20 protein-coding genes are annotated in these 22,336 nt (G+C 68.0%); 11 read left to right on the top strand and 9 right to left on the bottom strand.

Features of this window, described 5'->3' with window-relative positions; all coding sequences use genetic code 11:
- Positions 1 to 56 precede the first annotated feature (56 nt).
- Both UC32_RS12130 and UC32_RS12125 read right to left on the bottom strand, forming a co-directional pair.
- Complete coding sequence (locus UC32_RS12130; RefSeq protein ID WP_045731472.1) at positions 57 to 884, bottom strand: hypothetical protein; 828 nt, start codon at positions 882 to 884, stop codon at positions 57 to 59.
- A complete protein-coding gene (locus UC32_RS12125; RefSeq protein ID WP_045731471.1) occupies positions 881 to 1,984 on the bottom strand; it encodes a Gfo/Idh/MocA family protein in 1,104 nt (367 codons plus the stop codon). The genes UC32_RS12130 and UC32_RS12125 overlap by 4 nt, the downstream gene beginning before the upstream one ends.
- A gap of 193 nt (positions 1,985 to 2,177) precedes the next feature.
- On the opposite strand from UC32_RS12125, the gene UC32_RS12120 reads away from it, so the two are divergent.
- The gene (locus tag UC32_RS12120; protein WP_045731470.1) at positions 2,178 to 3,398 is read left to right on the top strand and encodes an ROK family transcriptional regulator; all 1,221 of its coding nucleotides are present in this window, start codon (positions 2,178 to 2,180) and stop codon (positions 3,396 to 3,398) included.
- A 48-nt stretch (positions 3,399 to 3,446) separates the two neighbouring features.
- Here the strand turns inward: UC32_RS12120 and UC32_RS12115 are convergent, their stop codons facing one another.
- Positions 3,447 to 4,034 carry a TetR/AcrR family transcriptional regulator gene (locus UC32_RS12115; protein ID WP_045731469.1) on the bottom strand — a complete coding sequence of 196 codons (588 nt, stop codon included), beginning with the start codon at positions 4,032 to 4,034 and terminating at the stop codon, positions 3,447 to 3,449.
- A gap of 89 nt (positions 4,035 to 4,123) precedes the next feature.
- Here UC32_RS12115 and UC32_RS12110 point away from each other — a divergent pair, with 89 nt between their 5' ends.
- Positions 4,124 to 6,622 (top strand): beta-glucosidase family protein, encoded by a 2,499-nt coding sequence (locus UC32_RS12110; protein WP_045731468.1) that lies wholly within the window; start codon positions 4,124 to 4,126, stop codon positions 6,620 to 6,622.
- An 11-nt stretch (positions 6,623 to 6,633) separates the two neighbouring features.
- On the opposite strand, the gene UC32_RS12105 is transcribed toward UC32_RS12110, so the two are convergent.
- Entirely contained in the window at positions 6,634 to 7,338 is a 705-nt protein-coding gene (locus UC32_RS12105) for a LysE family translocator (protein WP_045731467.1), read from the bottom strand.
- A gap of 131 nt (positions 7,339 to 7,469) precedes the next feature.
- On the opposite strand from UC32_RS12105, the gene UC32_RS12100 reads away from it, so the two are divergent.
- A complete protein-coding gene (locus UC32_RS12100; protein WP_045731466.1) occupies positions 7,470 to 8,357 on the top strand; it encodes a GAF domain-containing protein in 888 nt (295 codons plus the stop codon).
- Positions 8,354 to 9,259 (top strand): SGNH/GDSL hydrolase family protein, encoded by a 906-nt coding sequence (locus tag UC32_RS12095; RefSeq protein ID WP_045731465.1) that lies wholly within the window; start codon positions 8,354 to 8,356, stop codon positions 9,257 to 9,259. Before UC32_RS12100 ends, UC32_RS12095 begins: the two co-directional genes overlap by 4 nt.
- Here UC32_RS12095 and UC32_RS12090 read toward each other — a convergent pair.
- Together UC32_RS12090 and UC32_RS12085 are read right to left on the bottom strand one after the other, a co-directional pair.
- On the bottom strand, positions 9,256 to 9,744 hold the full coding sequence (locus UC32_RS12090; RefSeq protein WP_235423657.1) for a hypothetical protein: 489 nt from the start codon (positions 9,742 to 9,744) through the stop codon (positions 9,256 to 9,258). The genes UC32_RS12095 and UC32_RS12090 overlap by 4 nt on opposite strands.
- Before the next feature lie 74 nt (positions 9,745 to 9,818).
- A complete protein-coding gene (locus UC32_RS12085; RefSeq protein WP_045731464.1) occupies positions 9,819 to 11,171 on the bottom strand; it encodes a uracil-xanthine permease family protein in 1,353 nt (450 codons plus the stop codon).
- Between the two features lie 236 nt (positions 11,172 to 11,407).
- On the opposite strand from UC32_RS12085, the gene UC32_RS12080 reads away from it, so the two are divergent.
- On the top strand, positions 11,408 to 12,013 hold the full coding sequence (locus UC32_RS12080; RefSeq protein ID WP_045731463.1) for a malonic semialdehyde reductase: 606 nt from the start codon (positions 11,408 to 11,410) through the stop codon (positions 12,011 to 12,013).
- Between the two features lie 84 nt (positions 12,014 to 12,097).
- Here UC32_RS12080 and pgm read toward each other — a convergent pair whose 3' ends face one another.
- The gene (gene pgm, locus UC32_RS12075) at positions 12,098 to 13,759 is read right to left on the bottom strand and encodes a phosphoglucomutase (alpha-D-glucose-1,6-bisphosphate-dependent) (RefSeq protein WP_200896380.1); all 1,662 of its coding nucleotides are present in this window, start codon (positions 13,757 to 13,759) and stop codon (positions 12,098 to 12,100) included.
- A 274-nt stretch (positions 13,760 to 14,033) separates the two neighbouring features.
- Between pgm and UC32_RS12070 the strand changes: the two genes are divergently transcribed.
- Complete coding sequence (locus UC32_RS12070) at positions 14,034 to 14,978, top strand: nuclease-related domain-containing protein (RefSeq protein WP_045731461.1); 945 nt, start codon at positions 14,034 to 14,036, stop codon at positions 14,976 to 14,978.
- Here UC32_RS12070 and UC32_RS12065 read toward each other — a convergent pair.
- Positions 14,938 to 15,885 carry a LysR family transcriptional regulator ArgP gene (locus UC32_RS12065; protein ID WP_045731460.1) on the bottom strand — a complete coding sequence of 316 codons (948 nt, stop codon included), beginning with the start codon at positions 15,883 to 15,885 and terminating at the stop codon, positions 14,938 to 14,940. The genes UC32_RS12070 and UC32_RS12065 overlap by 41 nt on opposite strands.
- 94 nt (positions 15,886 to 15,979) lie before the next feature.
- On the opposite strand from UC32_RS12065, the gene UC32_RS12060 reads away from it, so the two are divergent.
- Entirely contained in the window at positions 15,980 to 16,552 is a 573-nt protein-coding gene (locus tag UC32_RS12060; RefSeq protein WP_045731580.1) for a LysE/ArgO family amino acid transporter, read from the top strand.
- 60 nt (positions 16,553 to 16,612) lie between these two features.
- The gene (locus UC32_RS12055; protein ID WP_045731459.1) at positions 16,613 to 17,185 is read left to right on the top strand and encodes a DUF4190 domain-containing protein; all 573 of its coding nucleotides are present in this window, start codon (positions 16,613 to 16,615) and stop codon (positions 17,183 to 17,185) included.
- 108 nt (positions 17,186 to 17,293) lie between these two features.
- On the opposite strand, the gene UC32_RS12050 is transcribed toward UC32_RS12055, so the two are convergent.
- The gene (locus UC32_RS12050) at positions 17,294 to 17,992 is read right to left on the bottom strand and encodes a FadR/GntR family transcriptional regulator (RefSeq protein WP_045731458.1); all 699 of its coding nucleotides are present in this window, start codon (positions 17,990 to 17,992) and stop codon (positions 17,294 to 17,296) included.
- A 135-nt stretch (positions 17,993 to 18,127) separates the two neighbouring features.
- Between UC32_RS12050 and UC32_RS12045 the strand changes: the two genes are divergently transcribed.
- From UC32_RS12045 to UC32_RS12035, 3 genes are read left to right on the top strand one after another with little or no spacing between them, the layout of a single operon-like run.
- Positions 18,128 to 19,495, top strand: a complete 1,368-nt coding sequence (locus tag UC32_RS12045; RefSeq protein ID WP_045731457.1) for an SLC13 family permease — start codon at positions 18,128 to 18,130, stop codon at positions 19,493 to 19,495.
- Positions 19,496 to 19,554: 59 nt separating this feature from the next.
- Positions 19,555 to 20,781, top strand: coding sequence for a CaiB/BaiF CoA transferase family protein (locus UC32_RS12040; RefSeq protein WP_045731456.1), 1,227 nt, complete (start codon positions 19,555 to 19,557; stop codon positions 20,779 to 20,781).
- 1 nt (position 20,782) lies between these two features.
- Positions 20,783 to 22,300 (top strand): carboxyl transferase domain-containing protein, encoded by a 1,518-nt coding sequence (locus UC32_RS12035; RefSeq protein ID WP_045731455.1) that lies wholly within the window; start codon positions 20,783 to 20,785, stop codon positions 22,298 to 22,300.
- Positions 22,301 to 22,336: the final 36 nt, after the last annotated feature.

Below are 22,336 nucleotides of genomic sequence, written 5' to 3'. Positions count from 1 at the left end.
CGTTGAGAGTGGAGGTGGGACTTGACTGCTGGTTGGTTGCGTATCGGAAGGGCGGGTTACGTGTCAGCGAAAGTTGCGTAAAGGTCGGTCAGCCGGGCGAACCGGGCGAGGTCGTCCGGCCGGGTGCCGGCTGTGAGGTGCTCCTTGAGGCGGCGCCAGGCCGTCCGGTGGGCTGATTCGTACAGGGTGGGCAGCAAAAGTCCGCCGTGCGGCCCGGTGACCCGGACTTCGGCGGGCCAGGCGGCGGCCGGCTCGGGCAGCCGGACACTGACGCCGCCGTCGGCCGTGTACAACCGGATATCGACGCCGGCGGGACGGGCCGCGGTCAGCACGCCGTGGGCGGACATCGGGGCGCCGTTGGCGAGCCTCCCGCTGAACGTGTAGCCGCTGGTCCCGCTCTGCAGCAGGGACACGGCCTCGAGCGTTCCTGTCACTTCCAGCAGCGCGGAGAGGTGCTCGCCGAGGAGCCGCTGCGGGTCCGTGCCGGGGGCCGCCGTCGCGACGCTGTCCAGCATGGCTGCCGTGCCCAGCGCACTCCGGAATGCTTCCCGGGCGTCCGGGCCGCCGTCCTGGGAGACCAGCGCCGGGTTGGAGGCCCAGCGCAGGTCCAGGACGACGGCGGTGCCCGCGGCTTCGGCGGCAGCGGACAGCCGCGCGGTGTCCTCGGGGACGGGGTTGACCACCAGGACGCCGCGGCTGCCGGATTCGATGGCGTCCAGGACCTCGGCGGTCCAGCCGGGTCCGCCGGCGATGGCGGCGACGTCCGGGGTGGCGGCGCCGTCCGCTGCCGGGCCGAAAGTTGCCGGCAGCGACGCTACGGCCAGGGCGACTGCGCCCGCCTCCTCAGCGCCGGGGGTCGCTGTGACGGAGTACGTGGCGCTCATGCTGACGCTCCCGCGGTTGCGGCAATCGCGCCGGGCCGGCGGTGGTGGTCTGCGGCGACACTGTCCACTGTGGCGTCAGCGATGGCCAAGGCGAAGGTGAGGTCATCGATCAGGGTCTGTGCGGACGGCGGCTGTTTGGATCCGCGCGCCAGTTCTGCCAGTTCGCGCCACTCGCCCTCGTAGCCGTTGTGGCTGTAGGGGCCGAGAGTGGTGGTTTCGGTGCCCCGGCTGAAGGTGGCAGTGGCGGAACCTGCCTGGACGTAGGAGGGAGTGAAATCGATCCGCAGCGCACTGTGGTCGGCAATGGCTTCGAAGCTCCACTCCGGCTGCCAGGTGTTGTTCATGGCGGCCCGCAGTTCGATGGTGCGCGTGGGGGTGCGCAGTGAGATGGCGTAGCCGAAGGGCTGGACGTGCCGGGCCTGCAGCACCTGGATGTCCTTGAAGTCCGGGGTGAAACGGCGGACCAAGGGAAGGTCATGGATGGCGAGCCCCATGATCCCGCCCTGCATCATGGCTTTGATGACGTCGATGTCCGCGTAGTCCGGCGTGCCCATGGCGGGGCGCGTCACGATTTCCGTGGCGAAGTCTTCGAACCTGGCGTTGGGCGGAAGCACGATGGAGGAGCGGATGGTGTGGGCCGTCGCCGGCAGGTCTTCCCAGTGCCCTTCTGCTGCGAGCCAGCCCGGATCGAAGGTGTGCATGGCACCCACCACGATGGGAACGCCTGTTTCTGCGCTGACCTCGGAGATGCGCGCCGCCTCGTCTGCATTCATGGCGAACGGCTTCTCACACAGGACGGCCTTCTTGCCGGCCCGGCAGGCGGCGATGACCTGTTCGGCGTGGAACTGGTGCGGGCTGCAGATGGCGACGATGTCCACGGTGTCGTCGCCGAGCAGCGCGTCCATGCTGCTGCTGGAGGTGGCGCCAACGCGGGCGGCGACTGAGGCGGCCACGGACTCATCCACATCCATGATGTGGCGTACTTCGAGGATGTCGCGGAGCCGGGCGAGGGCGGGAAGGTGGATGGCCTGGGTGACAGGTCCGGCGCCCAGGATGCCTACCCCGAGGGGAGTTCCGGCGGGCTGTGTCTGGCTTGGCAAGTCAGTTACCTCTTTGTAGGCGGACTCGGATGCGAAAGGTGATCGATGCCGTGAATCTGCTGCATCGGCAAGAGCGATGTGCTTCCCGTCACAACCTAGGACTACTTTTGACGAGAGTCAAGCAAAAGTCGTTTGCTTCAAATCAGTCTTCTGTATTCGTGACAGCGTCAAGTCTGCGTGTTATGACTTGTACATGACTCCAGCCACAGGAAAATTGCCTGCAAGGGAAGCCGATGCCGGCAACCTTTCGCGCGCTGGTGACCTGTTCCAGCTCCTTCGCGATGGCCAGGCCCGGACCCGTGCCGAATTGGCCCTTACCACTGGGCTTGCGAGGTCAACCGTGGCGTCCCGCATCGACGCGCTCATCGGCTCCGGCCTCGTGGGCCCGGCCGGCGAGGCGAATTCGAGCGGCGGCAGGCCGCCGTCGCGCTTTGCCTTCAAGCCTGAGGCCCGCGTGGTGCTGGCCGTCGACGTCGGCGCCACCCACGTGATTGTTGCCGTGACCGACCTGGGCGGCAGCATCCTCGGCGAACGACGGTTTGCGCAGGAAGTGGCGGACGGCCCGGCCGTTGTCCTGGGCCGCGTCATCGCCGCCGGCAAGGAACTCCTGGCCGAAGCAGGACGCGAGCTGGGCGACCTCGCCGGCGTCGGCATCGGCCTTCCGGGCCCCGTTGAGCATGACACCGGACGCCCGGTTAAGCCGCCCATCATGCCTGGCTGGGACGGGTTCGACGTCGTCCCCTACGTCCAGCGGCAGCTGCCGGTTCCCGTGCTGGTGGACAACGACGTGAACATCATGGCGCTCGGCGAACGCACGGCGCACTGGCCTGAGCACCAGAACTTCCTCTTCATCAAGGTGGCCACGGGAATCGGTGCCGGCATCATCAGCAGCGGCGAGCTGCAGCGCGGCGCCAACGGCACCGCCGGCGACCTTGGCCACGTCCGCGTCCCCCGCGGCGACGACGTCCTGTGCCGTTGCGGCAACTACGGGTGCCTGGAAGCGCTCGCGTCAGGTCCCGCCGTCGCGCGCCAGCTCCAGGCCCATGGGCTGGAAGCAAAGACGGGCGGCGACGTCCTGCGGCTCGTGGCCGAAGGTAACCTGCAGGCCATCCAGGCGCTGCGCCAGGCGGGCCGGGACGTTGGGGACGTGCTGGCCACCGTGGTCAACCTGCTGAATCCGTCCATGATCGTTATTGGCGGGAGCGTGGGGGAGGCCGGCGAGCACCTGGTGGCCGGCATCCGTGAAGTGGTCTACCGGCGGTCGCTGCCGCTGGCCACCACGCACCTGCGTATCGGCATTTCCATGGCCGGCGGCCAGGCGGCCATCCTGGGGGCCAGCCAGATGGTCACCCAGCACGTGCTTTCGCCGGCAGTCATTGAAGCCACCCTCGCCGGCAACGCCATCGCCGGCTAGGCCGCAGGCTGGACCGAGCGGCCTGGCTCGCCAGCTGGCACTTAGGGCTCAGGCGGGCGGCTTGAGCAGGACGTCGATGAAGGTGGTGAGCCCGGCCGCCATGTCCACGTCCTTGTCATAGAGCCACTGCAGCTGCAGCCCGTCAGACACTGCCACCACCAGCCTGGCCAGGTCGGTGGGCGAAATATCGGACCTGACCCCGCCTGCCGCCTGCCGTTCCCGGATGTCCTCCTCCAGGGCGCGGACCACGGAGGCGAACCGCTCCTGGAAGTAGCCGTGCGAATCATGCCCCGGGTTGCTGGCCGTGGCGGAGGCTACCGCGTAGAGCGTGGTGAGCCCCGGCTGGGTCCGGTTCCTGGCAGCTATCGGCGCCATCAGCGCCAGCCCGGCCTCCCTTGCCGGCGTGTCCGCAAGCCCACGCCTGTCCCGCTCGGCCAGGACCGCGGTCAGCAGTTCCTGCTTGCCGCTGAAGTAGTGGAACAGGGTGGCCTCCCTGACGCCCACCAGCTCAGCCACCCGTTTGAGGGCGGTGCCCTCAAAGCCATCGGTGGCGAACACATCGGTTGCGGTCTGGATGATCTGTTCGCGGCGTTCCGCTCCCTTGGCGTACTGTCCGCGCGGCTTGTTCGGGGTCACGGAAGCCAGTGTATTTCACGGAGCGCGGCGAAAGCCTAGTCATACTCGGTTTTAGCGGCTACGATTTTTCCACTACGTCAAGGAGCCCCATGAACCCCACCCTGCCCGCCGCCGCCACCGTCCCAGCCGTCGGCTCCCCGGACGCCGAAGCCCGGATCAGGGACCTCGCGCAAAGCCTCACCCTGGAGCAGCAGGTCCAGTTGCTGACCGGCGCGGACGTCTGGTCCACGCACGCCGTTCCAGCCATCGGGCTGTCCCGCGTGGTGATGTCGGACGGCCCTGCCGGCGTCCGCGGGGAGGACTTTGATGAGCGGCACGACTCGGTCTCGCTGCCGTCGTCGTCTGCCCTGTCCGCAACGTGGAGCGTCGATCTTGCCCGCCGCTACGGCCAGGTGCTGGGCCAGGAAGCCCGGCGCAAAGGCGTCCACGCGGTGCTGGGCCCCACCATCAACCTGCACCGTTCCCCGCTGGGCGGCAGGCACTTTGAGTGCATGAGCGAGGACCCAAGGCTGACCGCCACCATCGCCGCCGGGTACGTGGCAGGCGTGCAGTCCATGGGAGTGGGTGCAACCCCCAAGCACTACCTGGCGAACGAAGCCGAAACGGACCGTTTTACCTCCGACTCCGTGGTGGACGAGCGGCCCCTGCGCGAGCTCTACCTCGCCGCCTTCGAAGACGCCGTCACCGAGGCCCGGGCCTGGCTGGTGATGAGCTCCTACAACTCCATCAACGGCACCACCGCCAGCGAAAACGATCTCCTGGAAACCCCTTTGTCCACCGAGTGGGGCTTCGACGGCGTAGTAGTGTCCGACTGGACCGGCGTCCGCTCCGTTGACGCCGCCAACGCCCATCAGGACCTGGAGATGCCGGGCCCCGTGGGGCACTGGGGACCCAAGCTGCTGGCCGCCGTCGAGGACGGCCGCGTCAACCGATCCACCATCCTGGACAAGGTGGTGCGCATCCTCCGGCTGGCGGCCCGCGTAGGCTCGCTCGACGGCGTCAGCCCCGCCGTAATGGAACTGCCGGCACCCCTCAACGCCGCCGCCGTCGCCCGCGAAGTGGCTGTCCGCGGCGCTGTCCTGGTCCGGAACCGCGGCGGCCTGCTGCCCCTGGACCCGGCAGCGCTGGCCAGCGTTGCCGTGAGCGGCCACAACGCGGAGGAAGCACGGACCCAAGGCGGCGGCAGCGCCACCGTCATGCCCAAACAGAACATCTCGCCGCTGGACGGCCTGCGCGAGGCCTTGCCAGCCAACGTGACCGTCTCGTACCACCGCGGCGCCAAGGTGGCCGAGGGCCTGCAGGCCTTCCCGCGGACCTCGCTCCACAACCCGGTGTCCAACGTCCCCGGCCTGCGCGTCACGTTCCTGGCCGCTGACGGCACCGAACTTTCCGGCGAGGACCGGCTGGCATCCCACCTGATCTGGTTCGGCATCGGCATCCCTGACGGCGCCGCCGCCATCCGGATGGAAACCGACTGGACGGCACCCTCGGCGGGCACGCACCACCTGGGCCTGGGTACGGTGGGCAGGATCCACTTCTCGCTTCGGGGGAACGAGGTCTTCAGCGGGGACATCGAGGACGATACCGAGGTCCTCGGCGCTGCGCTTTTCGATCCGCCCAGAACCGTGCATGCCATCGAAACCGAGGCAGGTGAGCGGGTGCGGATCGAGGCGCTCTTCGAATTGCCGGCCGAGCAGGCCATTCCGTTCACCGCGATCCTGCTGGGCGAGGAAACCGTGGCGGCGGACCCGCAGGCGGACATCGATGCAGCGGTGGAGGCTGCCAGGTCAGCGGATGTTGCCGTGGTGGTGGTGGGCACCAGCGCCGCCATCGAGTCCGAAGGCTTCGACCGCAAGGACCTTGACCTTCCCGGCCACCAGAACCGGCTGGTGGAAGCGGTGGCCGCCGCCAATCCGCGCACCGTGGTGGTGGTGAACTCCGGCTCGCCGGTGCTCATGCCGTGGCTGGACCGGGTGGGTGCGGTGCTGCTGGGCTGGTTCGGGGGACAGGAATTCGGCCGCGCCGTCGCGGATATCCTCCTCGGGGCCGAGGAGCCGGGCGGTCGGCTGCCCACCACCTGGCCCGCGGCGCTGGAGGACGTCCCGGTCCTGGACACCACGCCCGTGGACGGCAAGGTGGTCTACTCCGAGGGCATCCACGTGGGGTACCGGGCCTGGCTGAAGCAGCAGGCCGCCGGCGGCGCCGCCCCGGCGCTGCCGTTCGGCTACGGGCTGGGCTACACCACGTTCGAACTCTGCACGCCGCACGCTTCCCAGTCCGTTCCGGCCGGCAAGGACGTGGTGGTTCACGTCCCCGTCCGCAACACCGGCACACGGGCCGGCCGTGAGGTGGTGCAGGTCTACCTTGAGCGACCGGAGTCAGCGGTGGAGCGGCCCGTACGCTGGCTCGCGGGCTACGCCGGAACGCATCTGGCCGCCGGCGGGACGGCCAGCGTGGAGGTCAGGATTCCGGCGCGCGCCTTCGCCCATTACGACGGCGGCTGGCAGGTTGAGCCGGGTACGTTCCGGATCCTGGTGGGCCGGCATTCGGCGGACGGGTTCCAGGCGCTGGACATCGAGGTGCGCTAGGGGACGGCCCGTCAGTGCCGCGGTTCGAGCGCGAGCTTGAGCCCGAAACCGACCAGGACAGTTCCGGTGATCCGGTCGATCACCCGGATGCTGCGGGGGCCGTTGAGCCACTTTGACGCGTAACCGGCGCCGAAGATCAGCCCGGCGAACCACACCATGGTCAGGGCGCAGTGGACGCCCGCCAGGAGGACGCCCATCAGCAGCGGGGAACTGCCCTGCGGGATGAACTGCGGGATGGTGGCGATGTAGAAGACACCCACCTTGGGGTTGAGCAGGTTGGTGCCGGTGCCGGTGAGCCAACCCCTGAAGAGCTGCCGCCCGCCGGCGTTGCCCTTCGCTGTGCCGGCGGTATTGCCGCCCGCAGGGGTGCCGGCAGGTTCTCCCTGTTCGGCTCCCATGGAGGCCGCAGCGGCAGCCGGTCCCGCTTTCCGGCTCTTCCAGAGCAGGGACCCGCCCAGCCACACCATGTACGCCGCGCCGGCCAGCGTGAGGGCCTGGTAGGCGAACTGCGAGGCGGCGAGCAGGGCGGAGACTCCCACCGCGGCGGCAATGCCCCACACCATCGCGCCGGTGCTGATGCCCAGCGCGGTGGAGAATGCGTAGGCCCGGGACCTGGTGAGGGATGAACGTAGCACCAGCGCCGTGTCAATGCCCGGAACCAGCGTCAGCAGCCCGGCAACCACGGCGAAGGAAAGCACAGCTTGGGTAATGGTCACCTGCCAAGGATAGGGGTGCCTGCGGGTTCCCCTAAACCTGCGGTCCTGACCTCCCAATACGGCGCTTCCGGGTCGTATTCTTAGAGGAGGTTTTGCAGTGGGCCTGAGCGTTTCAACCCTAGGCGTGGAACATGGCCGCTGAACCCTCGGGGCAGGTTGGCTGGGGACCGCTTCCATCGCCCCCGGAGCCCGTTTTCGACAGCAAGGACGTTGAGAACTATCTCTGGGAAGTCACCCATGAGTTCATGGGGGACATCAAGGGTGAACAACGCGGCATCGGCTGGGCGGCCACCCTTTTCAGGCTGGGAAAATCCCACACCCTCGCGGCGAGTACCGAGCAGGCGCGCGAGGCGGACCGCGAGCAGTGTTCGTTCGCGGACGGCCCCGTCATGGAAGCCATGCGTACAGGCGAGTTCGTCCTTCTCTCCGACCTCAGCCGGGACTGGCGCTGGCCCGGATACTCCAGTGCTGCCGCGGGCCATGGTGTGCAGTCCCTGCTGTCCGCGCCCATCGCCTCCGAAGGCGGGGCGAGTGCCGCCATTAACCTTTACGCGGCCGCCGCGCATACATTCACCAGCGACGATCTTGTCCGCTGCCGCACCTACGTCCACCAGGTGGCCCGGGCGCTGCGCGTGGTGGTGCGCGTCGGCGAACGTGCCGAGGCCACCGCGGGCATCGCCGTCGTGCAAAGCTCCCTGGTGCTGGTGGACCTGGCTGTCCGCAGCCTCATGAACGAGTACGGGCTAAGCCGTGAGGGCGCGCTGAGGTTCCTGCAGACCCAGGCGGTCCATCACGAACTGGACCTGCGGGATGCGGCGCTCAACGTCGTCGCGCCCAACGCCGGGATGGGCCGTCCAGGTCCGGCGCCGGCGGCACCATCGCCGGAAACGTACGACGGCGTCACGGGCTTCGAGCCTGCGCCGGCGGCCGAGCTGGGGCACGCCTCACAGGGCGCCCCAAGGGCGGGGGCTGCAAGGAAGCAGCGTCCGCGTCCAACCGCGGGAAGGAGAACGGCATGATCACCGACGATCGTGGGCTGAACAGGACAGGCGGGACCCAGGGGCTGCATCCCTGGCACCGTTTCGTCGCCCTGGGCGACTCCTACACCGAAGGTATTGGCGATCCCGAACCGCGCAGCCTGGGCGGGCTGCGCGGCTGGGCGGACCGGGCGGCGGAGGAACTCAGCGACGGGCAGCCGGACTTCGCCTACGCCAACCTGGCCGTGCGGGGAATGCTGCTGCGGCAGATCCTCGACCGGCAGCTGGCACCTGCGCTGGCTTTGAAGCCGGACCTCATCGCCATGTCCGGCGGCGGGAACGACATCCTCTTCAAACGCGGGAACCCGGACAAACTGGCCGAAAAGCTGGACGCGGCCGTCGGGGTGCTGGCAGCTACGGGCGCCACCGTCCTCCTCTACGCCGGGCCGGACTGGGGCAACACGCCCGTCTTCAGCACAATCCGCGGCAAAGTGGCCGTCTATAACGAGAACATCCACACCATCGGTGCCCGGCACCACTGCGTCATGGTGGACCTTTGGTGCCTGCCGGAACTCCAGCACGCTTCAATGTGGGACCCGGACAGGCTGCACCTTTCCCCGCTGGGCCACCACTCGGTTGCGGTGGCCACGCTCAACGCCCTGGGCGTCCCGCACACCCTTGAGCCCTTCCAGCCCAAACCCCTCCCGGACCAGGGCTGGAAGCACGCGCGGGCAGAGGACCTGGTGTGGGCGCGGCAGTACTTCGTACCGTGGATCCTGCGGCGGATCCTGCATCCTGAGGACGAATCGCTGACCGCCAAGCGTCCGCTGCCCGGGCCCATCTTCGGGCTGGGCCGGCCGGGACCGTTTCCGCCAGGCCATCCCGTGGCGGGCATGAACTCAGGAGTGACGGGCGGCCCGGCGCCGCAGGGGCAGGCCGCCTAGTCCCCGGTTGCGGGAGCTCGGTGCCTGCGGTGGTCCGTTGCCAGCGCGACGAGCGCAGGCACTCCAACCAACAGGCCCGGAACAGCCAGCAGGAGGCCGTATTCGGGCAGCAGCGCAGAAGCTGCTGCCGCGGTGACGGTTGCAGCCAGGGCCGCAATAAGGGCGCCGGACAAACGCCTCCGGACGTCCCTGGCGTTGAAGAAGCGGAAACCGCCGAGGCCCGCGGTGACCAAGACGAAGACAATAATGCCTCCGGTCAGGACGGCGGTTCCGGGCCCGGAAGCGTCCTTGAGGCGGTCAATCAGGGCAATCGGCACTGCCAGCATCCAGCCGCTGAGGAGGACCGCGAGGACGCATCCTGCCACGCGGCTCAGGGGTACCGGATCCAGGGTGTAGATCTGGCCGGAAGGCAGATCCCCCTGCTGGACGTGGCGGTGGTTTGCCGGCGGCGTCGATTTAGGCAGCCGCATGAAACTCTCAAGCATAGATCCCCCAGACGTTGTGCTTGACGTCCTTTCACCCTACACGGGCTGTCCGGAACGGCTATCGGAAGGGGGGATTAGCGCTTCTTGGGGCCGCGCTTCGTTGCCGCGTTCAGCGCAGACTTGACCGCCGGTGGCAGCCCACCCTGCTCGGTTTCGGGCTCGGCCACTGTTCCGCGGGCCTTCGCGATGGCCCGCATGCCGTGGTAGATCACCAATGCCGCGGCGGAGCCCAGGGCGATACCGGTGAACTTCAGGTCCCCGATGGTCCAGGTGTAGTCGGCGATGCCGATGATCAGTGCGACGGCGGCCGTGGTCAGGTTGACGGGGTTGGAGAAGTTCACCTTGTTCTGCACCCAGATCTTCACACCGAGGATGCCGATCATGCCGTACAGCATGGTGGCGGCGCCGCCCAGCACGCCCGGCGGGACCGTGGCGATCAGTTCGCCGAACTTCGGCGAGAAGCTCAGGAGGATGGCGAACATGCCAGCCACCCAGTAGGCCGCGGTCGAATAGACCTTGGTGGCGGCCATGACGCCGATGTTCTCGGCGTAGGTGGTGGTGCCGGATCCGCCACCGAAGCCGGCGAGGACCGTCGCGGCGCCGTCGGCCATCAGCGCGCGTCCGGAGACGCCGTCGAGGTTCTGGCCCGTCATGGCTGCAACGGACTTCACGTGGCCGATGTTCTCCGCCACCAGCACCAGCACCACGGGAACGAACAGGCCCAGGACGCCGATATGGAACTCCGGGGTCTGGAAATGCGGCAGGCCCACCCATGCGGCGGCGTCCATTTTGTCGTAGCTGACCTCGCCGCGGAGCATGGCCACCAGGTAGCCCACCACCACGCCCACCAGGATGCTCAGCCGGCCCAGGATCCCGCGGAACAGGACGCTGACCAGGATGATCGTGGCCAGGGTGACGACGGCGGTGATGGGGGCGGCGTCGAAGTTCTGCTTCGCTGCGGGCGCGAGGTTCAGGCCGATCAGCGCCACGATGGCGCCGGTGACGATCGGCGGCATGAGCCGGTTGATCCAACCGGCGCCGAACTTCTGCACCACGGCGCCCACCAGGGCGAGGGTGGCGCCGGCGAGGACAACGCCGCCCAGTGCGCCGGGAATGCCGAACTGTGCCTGCGAGGCGGTGATCGGTGCGATGAACGCGAAGCTCGAGCCCAGGTAGCTGGGCACCCGTCCCTTGGTGACCACCAGGAACAGCAGCGTCCCGATGCCCGAGAAGAACAGGGTGGTGGCCGGCGGCATGCCGGTGATGATGGGCACCAGGAACGTGGCGCCGAACATGGCCACCACGTGCTGCATGCCCACGCCGATGGTCAGCGGCCAGGCCAAACGCTCATCGGGTGCCACCACGTGGCCGGGCTTGATGGTTTTGCCGGTGCCGTGCAGCTTCCATTTGATTCCGAGCATGCTCATGGGAAGGAATGCCTTTCAGGGGGTGCCGCGAGGGGGCGAAGATCAACTTGCTCCAGAATACCGCCAGCCCTGCGGGGAGGCTGCCGTCCGTAGCTGCCCGGAGGCGCCGGGATCTGCTGTGGCCAACATCACCTGCCGTCACGGGAAGAGGCGGCAAGCAGTTGAAGTTGCAACTATGGAAAGCAACCAGAGGCCCACCCCGGCAGGCGGGGGGAGCCGCAGCGAAAGGTACGCGAATGACCATTGCCCATCAAGAAGCGGTTATCGATTCGGCAGCCGTTGACGCCATCTTCGCCCAGGCCCGTACCGCCAACTCCTTCACCGGTGAAGTCACCGAGGAGCAGGCCCAGGCCATTTACGAACTGACCAAGTTCGGCCCCACCGCGTTCAACTCCCAGCCGCTGCGCGTCACCTACGTCCGCTCGGACGAGGCCCGCGCCACCCTGGTGGACACCCTTTCCCGCGGCAACCAGGCCAAGACCGCCTCCGCTCCGCTGGTGGCCATCCTCAGCTACGAGACGGACTGGGCCGGTAAGTGGGACAGCTTCCTCCCCGGCTACAACGCCCCCAAGGCCATGTACGACGCAGATCCCGCCCTGGCCGCAAGCACCGGCAACAACAACGCCCACCTGCAGGCCGGCTACTTCATCCTTGCCGTCCGCTCGCTGGGCTTCGCCGCGGGCCCCATGACCGGCGCCGACTTCGCCGCCATCGACGCCGCCTTCTTCCCGGCCGGCGACCAGAAGAGCTTCCTGGTGGTCAACATCGGCCAGCCCGGTGAGGAAGCCTGGGGCGCCGCCAAGCCCAAGTTCTCCTACGACGAGGCCGTCCGCACCGTCTAACCCCTAAACCCAAGATGCCCTATCACTTATGGTCCCCATCCGGCATGGATAGGAACCATAAGTGATAGGGCATCTGGCGTTAAATCAGGCGATGACGCTGTCCACCAGGGCTTTGGCCTCGGCCTGGACCTGCTTCAGGTGCTCCTCGCCCTTGAAGGACTCGGCGTAGATCTTGTAGACGTCCTCGGTGCCGGACGGGCGGGCGGCGAACCAGGCGTTCTCCGTGACCACCTTCAGGCCGCCGATGGAAGCACCGTTGCCGGGAGCTTCTGTGAGCTTGGCGGTGATCGCCTCGCCAGCCAGTTCCGTCGCCGTGACGTCCGACGGCGAGAGCTTGCCGAGTGCCGACTTCTGCTCACGCGTGGCGGCGGCGTCGATCCGGGCGTAGACGGGTGCGCCGAACTGGTCCGTCAGGCCCTTGTACAGCTGCGACGGCGACTTGCCGGTGACGGCGGTGATCTCGGACGCGAGCAGGGCCAGCAGGATGCCGTCCTTGTCCGTGGTCCAGACGCTGCCGTCCAGCTTGTTGAAGGATGCTCCTGCAGATTCCTCTCCGCCGAAGGCTCCTTCGCCGGAGAGCAGGCCGGGCACGAACCACTTGAAGCCCACGGGAACCTCCACCAGCTTGCGGCCCAGGCTTTCTGCTACGCGGTCGATGATGGAGGAGGACACCAGGGTCTTGCCCACCACCGAGGCCGGGTTCCAGCCGCTGCGGTTGCGGTACAGGTAGTCGATGGCCACGGCGAGGTAGTGGTTCGGGTTCATCAGCCCGCCGTCAGGGGTGACAATGCCGTGCCGGTCCGCGTCCGCGTCGTTGCCCGTGGCGATGTCGTAGGCGGTGGACCCGTCGGCGCCAACGGTCATCCGCTGGATCAGCGAGGCCATGGCCGACGGCGACGAGCAGTCCATGCGGATCTTCTCATCCCAGTCCAGGGTCATGAACGCCCACTGCGGGTCCACCGTGGGGTTCACCACGGTGAGGTTCAGGTGGTGGCGTTCGGCGATTTCGCCCCAGTAGTCCACGGAGGCGCCGCCCATGGGGTCTGCCCCGATCCGGACCCCGGCGTCGCGGATGGCGTCCAGGTTCAGGACGGACGGAAGATCGTCCACGTAGCTGGAGAGGAAATCGAACTTGCCCGTGGTGTCCGCTGCCTGGGCGTCGGCCAGCGGGATGCGCTTGACGCCGCGCAGGCCGTTTTCCAGCAGTTCGTTGGCGCGGTTGGCGATCCAGCCGGTGGCGTCCGAGTCGGCGGGGCCGCCGTGCGGCGGGTTGTACTTGAAGCCGCCGTCGGCCGGCGGGTTGTGGCTGGGGGTGACCACGATTCCGTCAGCCTGCGGGGCGCCGGCGCCGGCGTTCCGGTTGTAGGTGAGGATCGCGTGGCTCAGTGCCGGGGTGGGCGTGTAGCCGTGCCGGGCATCGACCAGGACCTGGACGCCGTTGGCGGCAAGGACCTCGAGGGCCGAGTTCTGTGCCGGCTCGCTCAGGGCGTGGGTGTCCTTGGCAAGGAACAGGGGTCCGGTGACGCCCTGGGCCGCCCGGTACTCGACGATGGCCTGGGTGATGGCCACGATGTGCTTTTCATTAAACGAGGCCTTCAGGCTCGATCCGCGGTGGCCCGACGTGCCGAACACCACGCGCTGGCCTGGGTCACCCAGGTCCGGCGAGATGTCGTAGTACGCGTCGAGGAGCGCTGTGATGTCAACAAGGTCCTGGGGTTGGGCAAGTGTACCCGCGCGGCTAGCCATGGGACCTAGCATGCCAGAACCTCGCCGGAGTCAAAACGGCAGGCCCACATTCCGCTCCCTGTGACGGCGGCACGTCATCGAAACCGTGCCGCTAACCAAGTAGCCAACCTGAGTACATGCCCCGAAAAGTACCTATATACCGGCCCCTGCGCGCGCTGTTACTTTCGAAAAATCCGGAAGGCTATCCACAGCCTCACGGCTCGAACAGACCACAGCAGGGGACGACGGCGGCCTGCCGCCTTTCGCCCATCCGGCACGGAAGCAGGGACGCACCATGGGGGCAGGAGACGGGGCAGCCGAACAGTCCAGGCTGGCCGCTGAACGGGTGGCGAGGCTCAAGCGCAGGCTGGATGCGGCCGAGCGCTCCACGAAGGCGTGGGATGCCGGGGCCGTGGGCGAACGGGTGGTGGCGGACAAGCTCAGCGAACTGGTTCCGCACGGCTGGTACGTGCTGCATGATGTGCACTGGCCCGGCCGGCCCAAGGCCAACCTGGACCATGTCCTGGTGGGGCCAGGAGGCGTGGTGGTGGTCGATTCCAAAAACTGGACCGGCGAGGTGCGGGTGGCATCCGGAGTACTCTGGCAGGGACGCTACGCGCGGACCCAGGCAGTGGAAGGCGCACTGGCCCAGTGCGCCGCCGTCGCCTCCGTACTGTCGCCGCCGCACCGCCGGCTGGTCCGGCCGCTGATCTGCATGGCCGCCCAGCCTGACCTCTTTGGCGTGACGAACTCCGATGTCGCCGTCGCAGGCAGCCAGCGCGTGGTGGGAGCCATCGAGGCGCTGCCGCCGGTACTGGACCACCAAGCCGTGGTGGGACTCTATGCCCACTTGGGGGAGGAACTTAGCCACGAGCAGGAGCCCGGCATCACGGCGTTCCGGAATGTCCGGCCCGGAACCGTCGTGCGGCCGGCGGGAGGCCTCCCGCCGGCCGGTCCGGGAAACGCCGGCCCGAGGACGGGCGCTCCCGGTCCGGACCGTCGCGGCACGGATAATGACCGCGCAGCGGGTCCTGACCGTAGCCGGAACGGCAGTGTTTCCCGGCATCCCGCCGGGCGTGCCATCCCGGCGTCGGCCGCCGGCGGAGCGGCTCGAACCGCTGCCGGCCGGAACCGGAGCGGGAAATACCAGGTGCGGGGCGGCACCAGCGCCGGCCGGCTCGCCCTCCTGGCGGCCTTTGTTATTTTCGCGGTCTACGTCCTGCCGTTCTGGACGCGCTGATTTTGCTGCCGGCGTTGCGGCCGTTCTCCGGGGCGGCCGTGCGCAGCTTGCCACGGCTGGCGACGCGGACCGCCTCGCCCATCCGGCGGAGCCGCTCCGAGTCCACTGACCAGGATTGCCAGTAGAGCGGAACATCCTCATGGGCGTTCTTCCCGAGGAGGACCAGCGAGCTGTCGGCCAAGTCGTTGCCGAGTTGCAGTTCAGGGAGCATGCCCCAACCCAGGCCGGCTTTGATGGCCGCGAGGAACCCTTCCGATGACGGAACGGTGTGGGTAGGCGGAACCTGCCCGACGCCCTTCTCCGCGAGCAGTCCGCGCTGCAGGTTGTCCTTGGCATTGAATTTCAGGACCGGCATCCTGGCCCAGTCCACCGTGCTGCCCTTGTCGAACCGTTGGCGCAGGGCGGCCGCGGCCACCGGAACGTACCGCATGTGGCCCAGCAACTCCACCCGGCAACCGCTGACGGGGACGGGATCGGAGGTGACGGCACCCATGACGTCACCCTGGCGCAGGAGCTGGCTGCTGAAACCCTGGTCCTCGACGTGAAGGTCCAGGGTGGTGTCCTGCCACGTGGCGGCCACGGCGAGGACGGGAACGAACCAGGTGGCCAGCGAATCCGCGTTGATGGCCACCGGCAGGACAGCGCGGGAGGCAGTGGCGGTGCCCAGTGCGGTTGACGCTTCCGCCTCAAGTACCTGCACCTGCCGTGCCATCCGGAGCAGCACTGCCCCGGCGTCGGTGGGAACGCACGGGACCCGCCGGCGCACCAGGACCTGCCCGGTAGAAGCCTCCAGCGCCTTGATGCGCTGGCTGACGGCGGACGGGGTGACGCGCAGGAGATCGGCCGCTGCCTCAAAGGTGCCTTCGTCGATGACGGCCACGAGTGCGCGGAGATGCCCGAGATTCATGAAGAAATTCTAATGGTAGTGAAGAATCAATCGTTTGTCTTCAGATGGCGCGATCCGTACTGTCGAGTGCATGTTGATGACGGGAATCACCGGGATGCTGACGGGGCTGGCCCTGATTGTGGCCATCGGTGCCCAGAACGCCTTCGTGCTCCGCCAAGGAGTCCGCCGTGAGCACATCGGCGTAGTGGTTGCGGTGTGCATGGCCGGTGATGCTGCGCTGATCCTGGGCGGGACTGCCGGCATCGGTGCACTGGTGACCCGTTTTCCCCAAGCCCTCGAAGTTCTTCGCTGGGGCGGGGCTGCCTATCTGGCCTGGTTCGCGGTGCGCTCCTTCATCTCGGCGCTGAAACCGTCGGCCCTGGCGCAGGGCGCACCCCGGTCGAAGGGATCGGTGGTGGCCAGCACGGTGGCGTTGACCTTCCTGAACCCCCACGTCTACCTGGACACGGTGGTGCTCCTCGGCAGCCTGGCCAACCAGCAGGGCCCGGACCTCCGGTGGATCTTCGCCGGCGGCGCAGTTGCCGGCAGCGTGGCCTGGTTCTCTGCGCTGGGGTACGGGGCCCGGGCGCTGTCCGGGGTTCTCGGCAGCCCCCGTACCTGGCGGTTCCTGGACCTTGGAATCGGCATCGTCATGCTTGGCCTGGCCGCCAAGCTGGTCCTGCACTGACGGCACCCGGAAACCCGCCGCAGGCGATAGGCTGGAAGCAACATTTCCAGGGGGACAACCATGACTGACCAGCCTTCCCAGCGCCCTGACTCCCAGTGGCACAACCCGTCCGGCAGCGACGGCACTCCGCCCGCGCCGCCGTCGGGGTATGAACCGCCGCCGTTCGTGCCGCCGCACGGATCCAGCGCGCCGGGCTCCGATGTTCCCCCGCCGCCGCTGTACCCGGGCCTTTCCGCGCAGTACGGCAGCAACCAATACGGCGGCCCGCAGTATGGCAATGACCAGTACGGCAACCAGTATGGCGGCGCCAGCCCCTACGGACAGCCGGGCCCCTACGGCCAGCAGGCCCAGTATGGACAGCCCGCCTACTATGGCATGCAGGCCGAGCCCAAGACCCTCAGCATCGCCAGCATGGTGTGCGGCATCGCGTCCGTGATCATGGGATGGCTGATGCTTCCGCAGCTTGCTGCCATCATTACTGGCCACATGGCCCTCAAGCGCGAACCTGCGGGCAAGGGCATGTCCATCACCGGCCTGGTCCTGGGCTACCTCTGCCTGCTGGGATACGGCGGCTTCTGGCTGCTGCTCATCATCGGGCTGGCGTCGTACTCGTCCTCCAGTTACGGGTATTGACCACCCCCCCACCCCGGATGCCCTATCAGATGTGGTACCTAGAACCCGGTTTTAGGAACCACATCTGATAGGGCATCTGCCGTTAAAACCGCAGATGGGGGAGCCGGGTCAGCGGAGGAGTTCGACGTCGGACACCAGTTCGATGTGCGCCAGCATCGCCTCCGCCGCGGCCTCCGGGTCCTTGTCCCGGATGGCGTCGGCGATCCGCCGGTGCGAGGCCAGTGACTGTTCCGGCCGCCCCGGCTGGCCGAGGGATTCCATCCGCGTTTCCAGGATCATCTCGGCGATGAATGCCATGAGCTGCGCCAGCACCGAGGAATGCGCGGCTGCGGTGATCGCTTCGTGGAAGAGCTCGTCGCCGCGCGTGCCGCGGTCGCCGTCGCTGATTTCCGTAGCCATGACCTCAAGGGCGTGATCGATCGCCTTCAGGTCCTCATCAGTACGCCTCGAAGCGGCCAGTGCGGCCAGCTTTCCTTCCAGCGTGCTGCGTGCCTCGACGATTTCCGGCAGCCGGCTCCGGTGCTCGCGGAGGCCCTTGATGACGGATGCCACACTGGGCCGGCGGGCGAGTACCGCTCCCGTGCCGTGCTGGACATCGATGACGCCAAGAACCTCCAGCGCCACGAGTGCCTGGGCCAGGGTGGCGCGTGAAACCCCCAGCCGTTCGGCGAGGTCGCGCTCGGCCGGCAGGAGGTCGCCGGGTTTCAGCTGCGCCGATTCGATATAGGCAAGGATCTGCTCCACCAGCTGTTCGTAAAGCCTTGGCCGCGAAACCCGTTCCAGTCCCAGCCGTGCTGTCTTCTCCACAAAGCCCTCGCTACATCGTCGGTCCCCTAAGAATACAGCGACCTGCTATTGACAGATAGACTCACTGTCTAAGAGGCTAGTCCAGTGAGCCAGTAACTCACGTCACACTTTTCTTTCCCCAATGGAGGACCAACGATGTCCGCTCCTGTTCTATCGATCATCATCCTGGCGGCGATGTTCCTGCTTGCCACCGTGCTGCCGCTCAATATGGGTGCGCTCGCCTTCGTGGGTGCCTTCCTGCTGGGCGCCCTGGTGCTGGGCATGTCCACGAATGAGATCCTGGCCAACTTCCCCGGTGGCCTCTTCCTGACGATTGTCGGCGTCACCTACCTGTTCGCCATCGCGCAGAACAACGGCACCATCGACCTCCTGGTCCGCGGCGCCGTCAGGCTGGTGGGCAGCCGAGTTGCCCTCATTCCCTGGGTAATGTTTGCCATCACGGCCGTCATCACCGCCGTCGGTGCGCTGTCCCCGGCCGCCGTCGCGATCATCGCTCCCATCGCCCTCAGCTTTGCCGGCAAGTACAAGATCAGCCCGCTGCTGATGGGCATGATGGTGATCCACGGCGCCCAGGCCGGCGGGTTCTCGCCCATCGCGGTCTACGGCGTCACCGTCAACGGCATCATCGCCAAGACGGACCTCGCCTTCAGCCCCACGGCGCTGTTCCTGAGCAGCCTGATCTTCAACATCGTGATCGCCGTCGTGCTCTTCGTGGTCCTGGGCGGCCGGACGCTGCTGACCTCCCGGGTGGGCCACTTCGTGGAGCAGGCTGCCGAAGCCCGGATGTCCGTCAGCGTCGGTGCCAAGGCCGGCACGGACGTCGCCTTCAAGGGCTTCGGTTCCGGGATGTACGGCCCCCGCGACCCCGCAGGCGACGGCGTCGCCGCCACCAGGGAGCGCTCCGAGCGGATCCCGCAGCTGGTCACCATCGCCGGCCTGGTGGTCCTCGCCGTCGTCGCCCTGGGCTTCAAGATGGACGTCGGTTTTGTGTCCATCACCATCGCGATTGTCCTGGCCCTCGTCTCGCCCGCAGCCCAGAAGGGTGCCATCAACAAGATCAGCTGGTCCACCGTGCTGCTGATCTGCGGCATGCTGACCTTCGTTGGCGTGCTCGAAGAGGCAGGCACCATCGAATTCGTTTCCAACGGTGTGGCCGGCATGGGCATGCCCCTCGTTGCAGCACTCCTCATTTGCTTCATCGGCGCCATCGTCTCGGCCTTCGCATCCTCCACCGCCATCCTGGCAGCACTCATCCCGCTCGCCGTGCCCTTCCTGTCCACCGGCGAAATCGGCGCGGTCGGGGTCATCTGCGCACTGGCTGTGGCCGCCACGATCGTGGACGTCTCGCCCTTCTCCACCAACGGCGCCCTGGTCCTGGCCAACGCGCCCGAGGGCGTGGACAAAGACAAGTTCTACAAGCAGATCCTGGGCTACAGCGGCATCGTCATAGTTGCCGGGCCAGTCCTTGCCTGGCTGGCCCTGGTAGTCCCCGGCTGGCTGTAGCCATCACAGTTTCCATCCGCCGCCGGCACCCCGCGGCACTTCAGTAAAGGAACCAGCACATGAATGCAGCTGACCGCCAGCAAGGCCCCCTGGCTGGGCATACCGTCGTCGACCTGAGCCGTGCCCTGGCCGGCCCGCACGCCGGCATGATGCTCGCCGACCTCGGTGCCCGCGTCATCAAGGTGGAGAACCCCGGAACCGGCGATGACACCCGCGGCTGGGGCCCGCCCTTCGTGGGCCCCGAGGATGACCTGCAGTCCACCTATTTCATGTCCTGCAACCGCAACAAGGAATCCATCAGCCTGGACCTGAAAAGCGGTGACGGGCAGGCAGTGCTCCGCGGGCTGCTGGAACGGGCGGACGTGGTGATTGAGAACTTCCGCCCCGGCGTCATGGACCGGCTGGGCTTCTCCACTGCAGCCATGCACGAGCTCAACCCGCGGCTGGTGATCCTGTCCATCACCGGCTTCGGCCATGACGGTCCGGAATCCCAGCGCAGCGGCTACGACCAGATCCTCCAGGGCGAGGCCGGCCTGATGTCCCTCACCGGTTCGGGTCCGGACGATCCGCAGCGCGTCGGCGTCCCGATCGCGGACCTGCTGGCCGGGATGAACGGCGCCACCGGAGTGCTGGCCGCACTGGTTGAACGCGAACGGACCGGCCAGGGCAAGGTGGTCCGCACGTCGCTGCTGGCCTCGCTCATCGGGGTCCACGCCTTCCAGGGCACCCGCGCCACAGTGGCCGGCGAAGTCCCGCAGGCGCAGGGCAACCACCACCCGTCCATCGCACCCTACGGCCTGTTTAACTGCAAGGACGGCAGCGTCCAGATCAGCGTTGGCAGTGAGAAGCTGTGGGCTTCCTTTGCCGCCGCTTTCGGCCTGGACCCGGCCGCGCCCGGCTTCGCCAGCAACGCCGACAGGGTGCGGAACCGCCAGCAGGTGATTGCCGCCGTCGAACGCGTCTTCGCCCAGTACGGCGCGGTGGAACTGCTGGGGAAGCTGAACGACGCCGGGATCCCTGCAGGGAAGGTCCGCTCGCTGGACGAGGTGTACGCCTGGGAGCAGGTGGCCTCGCAGGGCCTGCTGGTGGATGTGGAGCATCCGCTGCTTGGCACGGTCAGCCTGCCCGGTCCGCCGCTGCGGTTCTTCGCCCAGGGCGACGCCGCGGAGACGACAGTGACGGACCATGCTGCGCCGCCGCTCCTGGACGCTGACGGCGGATCCATCAGGGAGTGGCTGGGGCTGGTTCCGGTCGCCGCCGCGGACGCCCCGGCCGGGGCTGAATAGCGTGCCGACGTCGGAAAAGGTGCGCCACCTCAGCGCCGCCGAACTGCTGGATGCCGTGGTGGACGACGGTTCCTTCACGTCCTGGGATGCCGAACCGCAGCAGCCGGTGCTGACCGGCGAGTACGCGGCCGATCTTGCCAAGGCGCGGGCACGCAGCGGCACTGACGAATCAGTGCTGACCGGCGCCGGCCTGATCCGCGGCCGCCGGGTGGCCCTGATCGTGAGCGAATTTTCCTTCCTGGCGGGCTCGATCGGCCACGCCGCAGCCGAACGGATCGTGGCTGCGGTGGAGCGCGCCACGGCGGAGGGCCTGCCGCTGCTGGCAGGCACCGCCTCGGGTGGTACCCGCATGCAGGAAGGCACCCTGGCGTTCCTGTCCATGGTCAAGATCACTGCGGCCGTCCGCGCCCACCGGCAGGCAGGCCTGCCGTACCTGGTCTACCTGCGCCACCCCACCACCGGGGGCGTCATGGCCTCCTGGGGATCCCTGGGACACATCAACGTGGCCGAGCCCGGCTCCCTACTGGGGTTCCTGGGTCCGCGGGTCTACGAGGCGCTGCACGGCGAAGCCTTCCCGGACAACGTGCAGGTGGCCGAGAACCTGTTCAGCAAGGGCCTGATCGACGGTGTGGTGGAGCCCGGCAAGCTCGCCGAACTGGTGGGCCGGGCGCTGGATATCCTGATGCCCCGGCGGGCTTCCGGCTCCGCCGCCTGGCCTGACGCCCCCGCCACGCTGGCTGTCCGGCCCGCCGAGGTGGATGCCTGGACCTCCATCGGAATTTCCCGGCAACCGCGCCGGCCCGATCTCCGCCAACTCCTCAAGTACGGCGCCAGCGACGCCCTCCCGCTCAATGGCACCGGGCAGGGCGAAAAGGATCCCGGGCTGCTGCTGGCCCTGGCCCGGTTCGGCACCCAGTCCTGCATCGTGCTGGGCCACGCCCGCCCGCTGCGGAAGGACGCCGCCGGGATGGGGCCGGGTTCGCTGCGCGAGGCGAGGCGCGGCGCCAAGCTGGCGGAGGAACTGCGGCTGCCGCTGCTCACGGTCATCGACACCGCCGGAGCTGCCCTCTCGCAGGAGGCCGAGGAGGGCGGCCTGGCCGGGGAAATCGCACGCTCGCTGCATGAACTGATTGGGCTCGAATCGCCGTCGGTCTCGGTCCTGCTCGGGCAAGGGGCCGGGGGAGGGGCGCTGGCCCTGCTGCCGGCGGACCGGACCATCGCGGCCCAACACAGCTGGCTGTCGCCGCTGCCGCCCGAGGGCGCGAGCGCGATCGTCCACCGCACCACGGATTTCGCCCCCGCGATGGCCCAGGCGCAGGGCGTCAACGTGGCATCGCTTTACGCCAACGGGCTGGTGGACCACATCGTGGACGAGCGCCACGACGCGTCCCTCGAACCGCGCGAGTTCTGCGCACGGATGGCGCACGCCATCGAGTACGAGCTCGCCTCAGTTGCCGCTGTGCCCGTGTCCCAGCTGGTGGCCTCGCGGGCACGGAAGTTCCGGAACCTCGGCAGTTAGGCCCTGACGACGGCGGCGGGCACCGGATGGTGCCCG

Source organism: Pseudarthrobacter chlorophenolicus (assembly GCF_000962805.1).
GTDB classification, from domain to species: Bacteria; Actinomycetota; Actinomycetes; order Actinomycetales; family Micrococcaceae; genus Arthrobacter; species Arthrobacter chlorophenolicus_A.
Note: the sequence above shows the minus strand (reverse complement) of the source record. Positions and strands in the feature narration are given on the sequence as shown.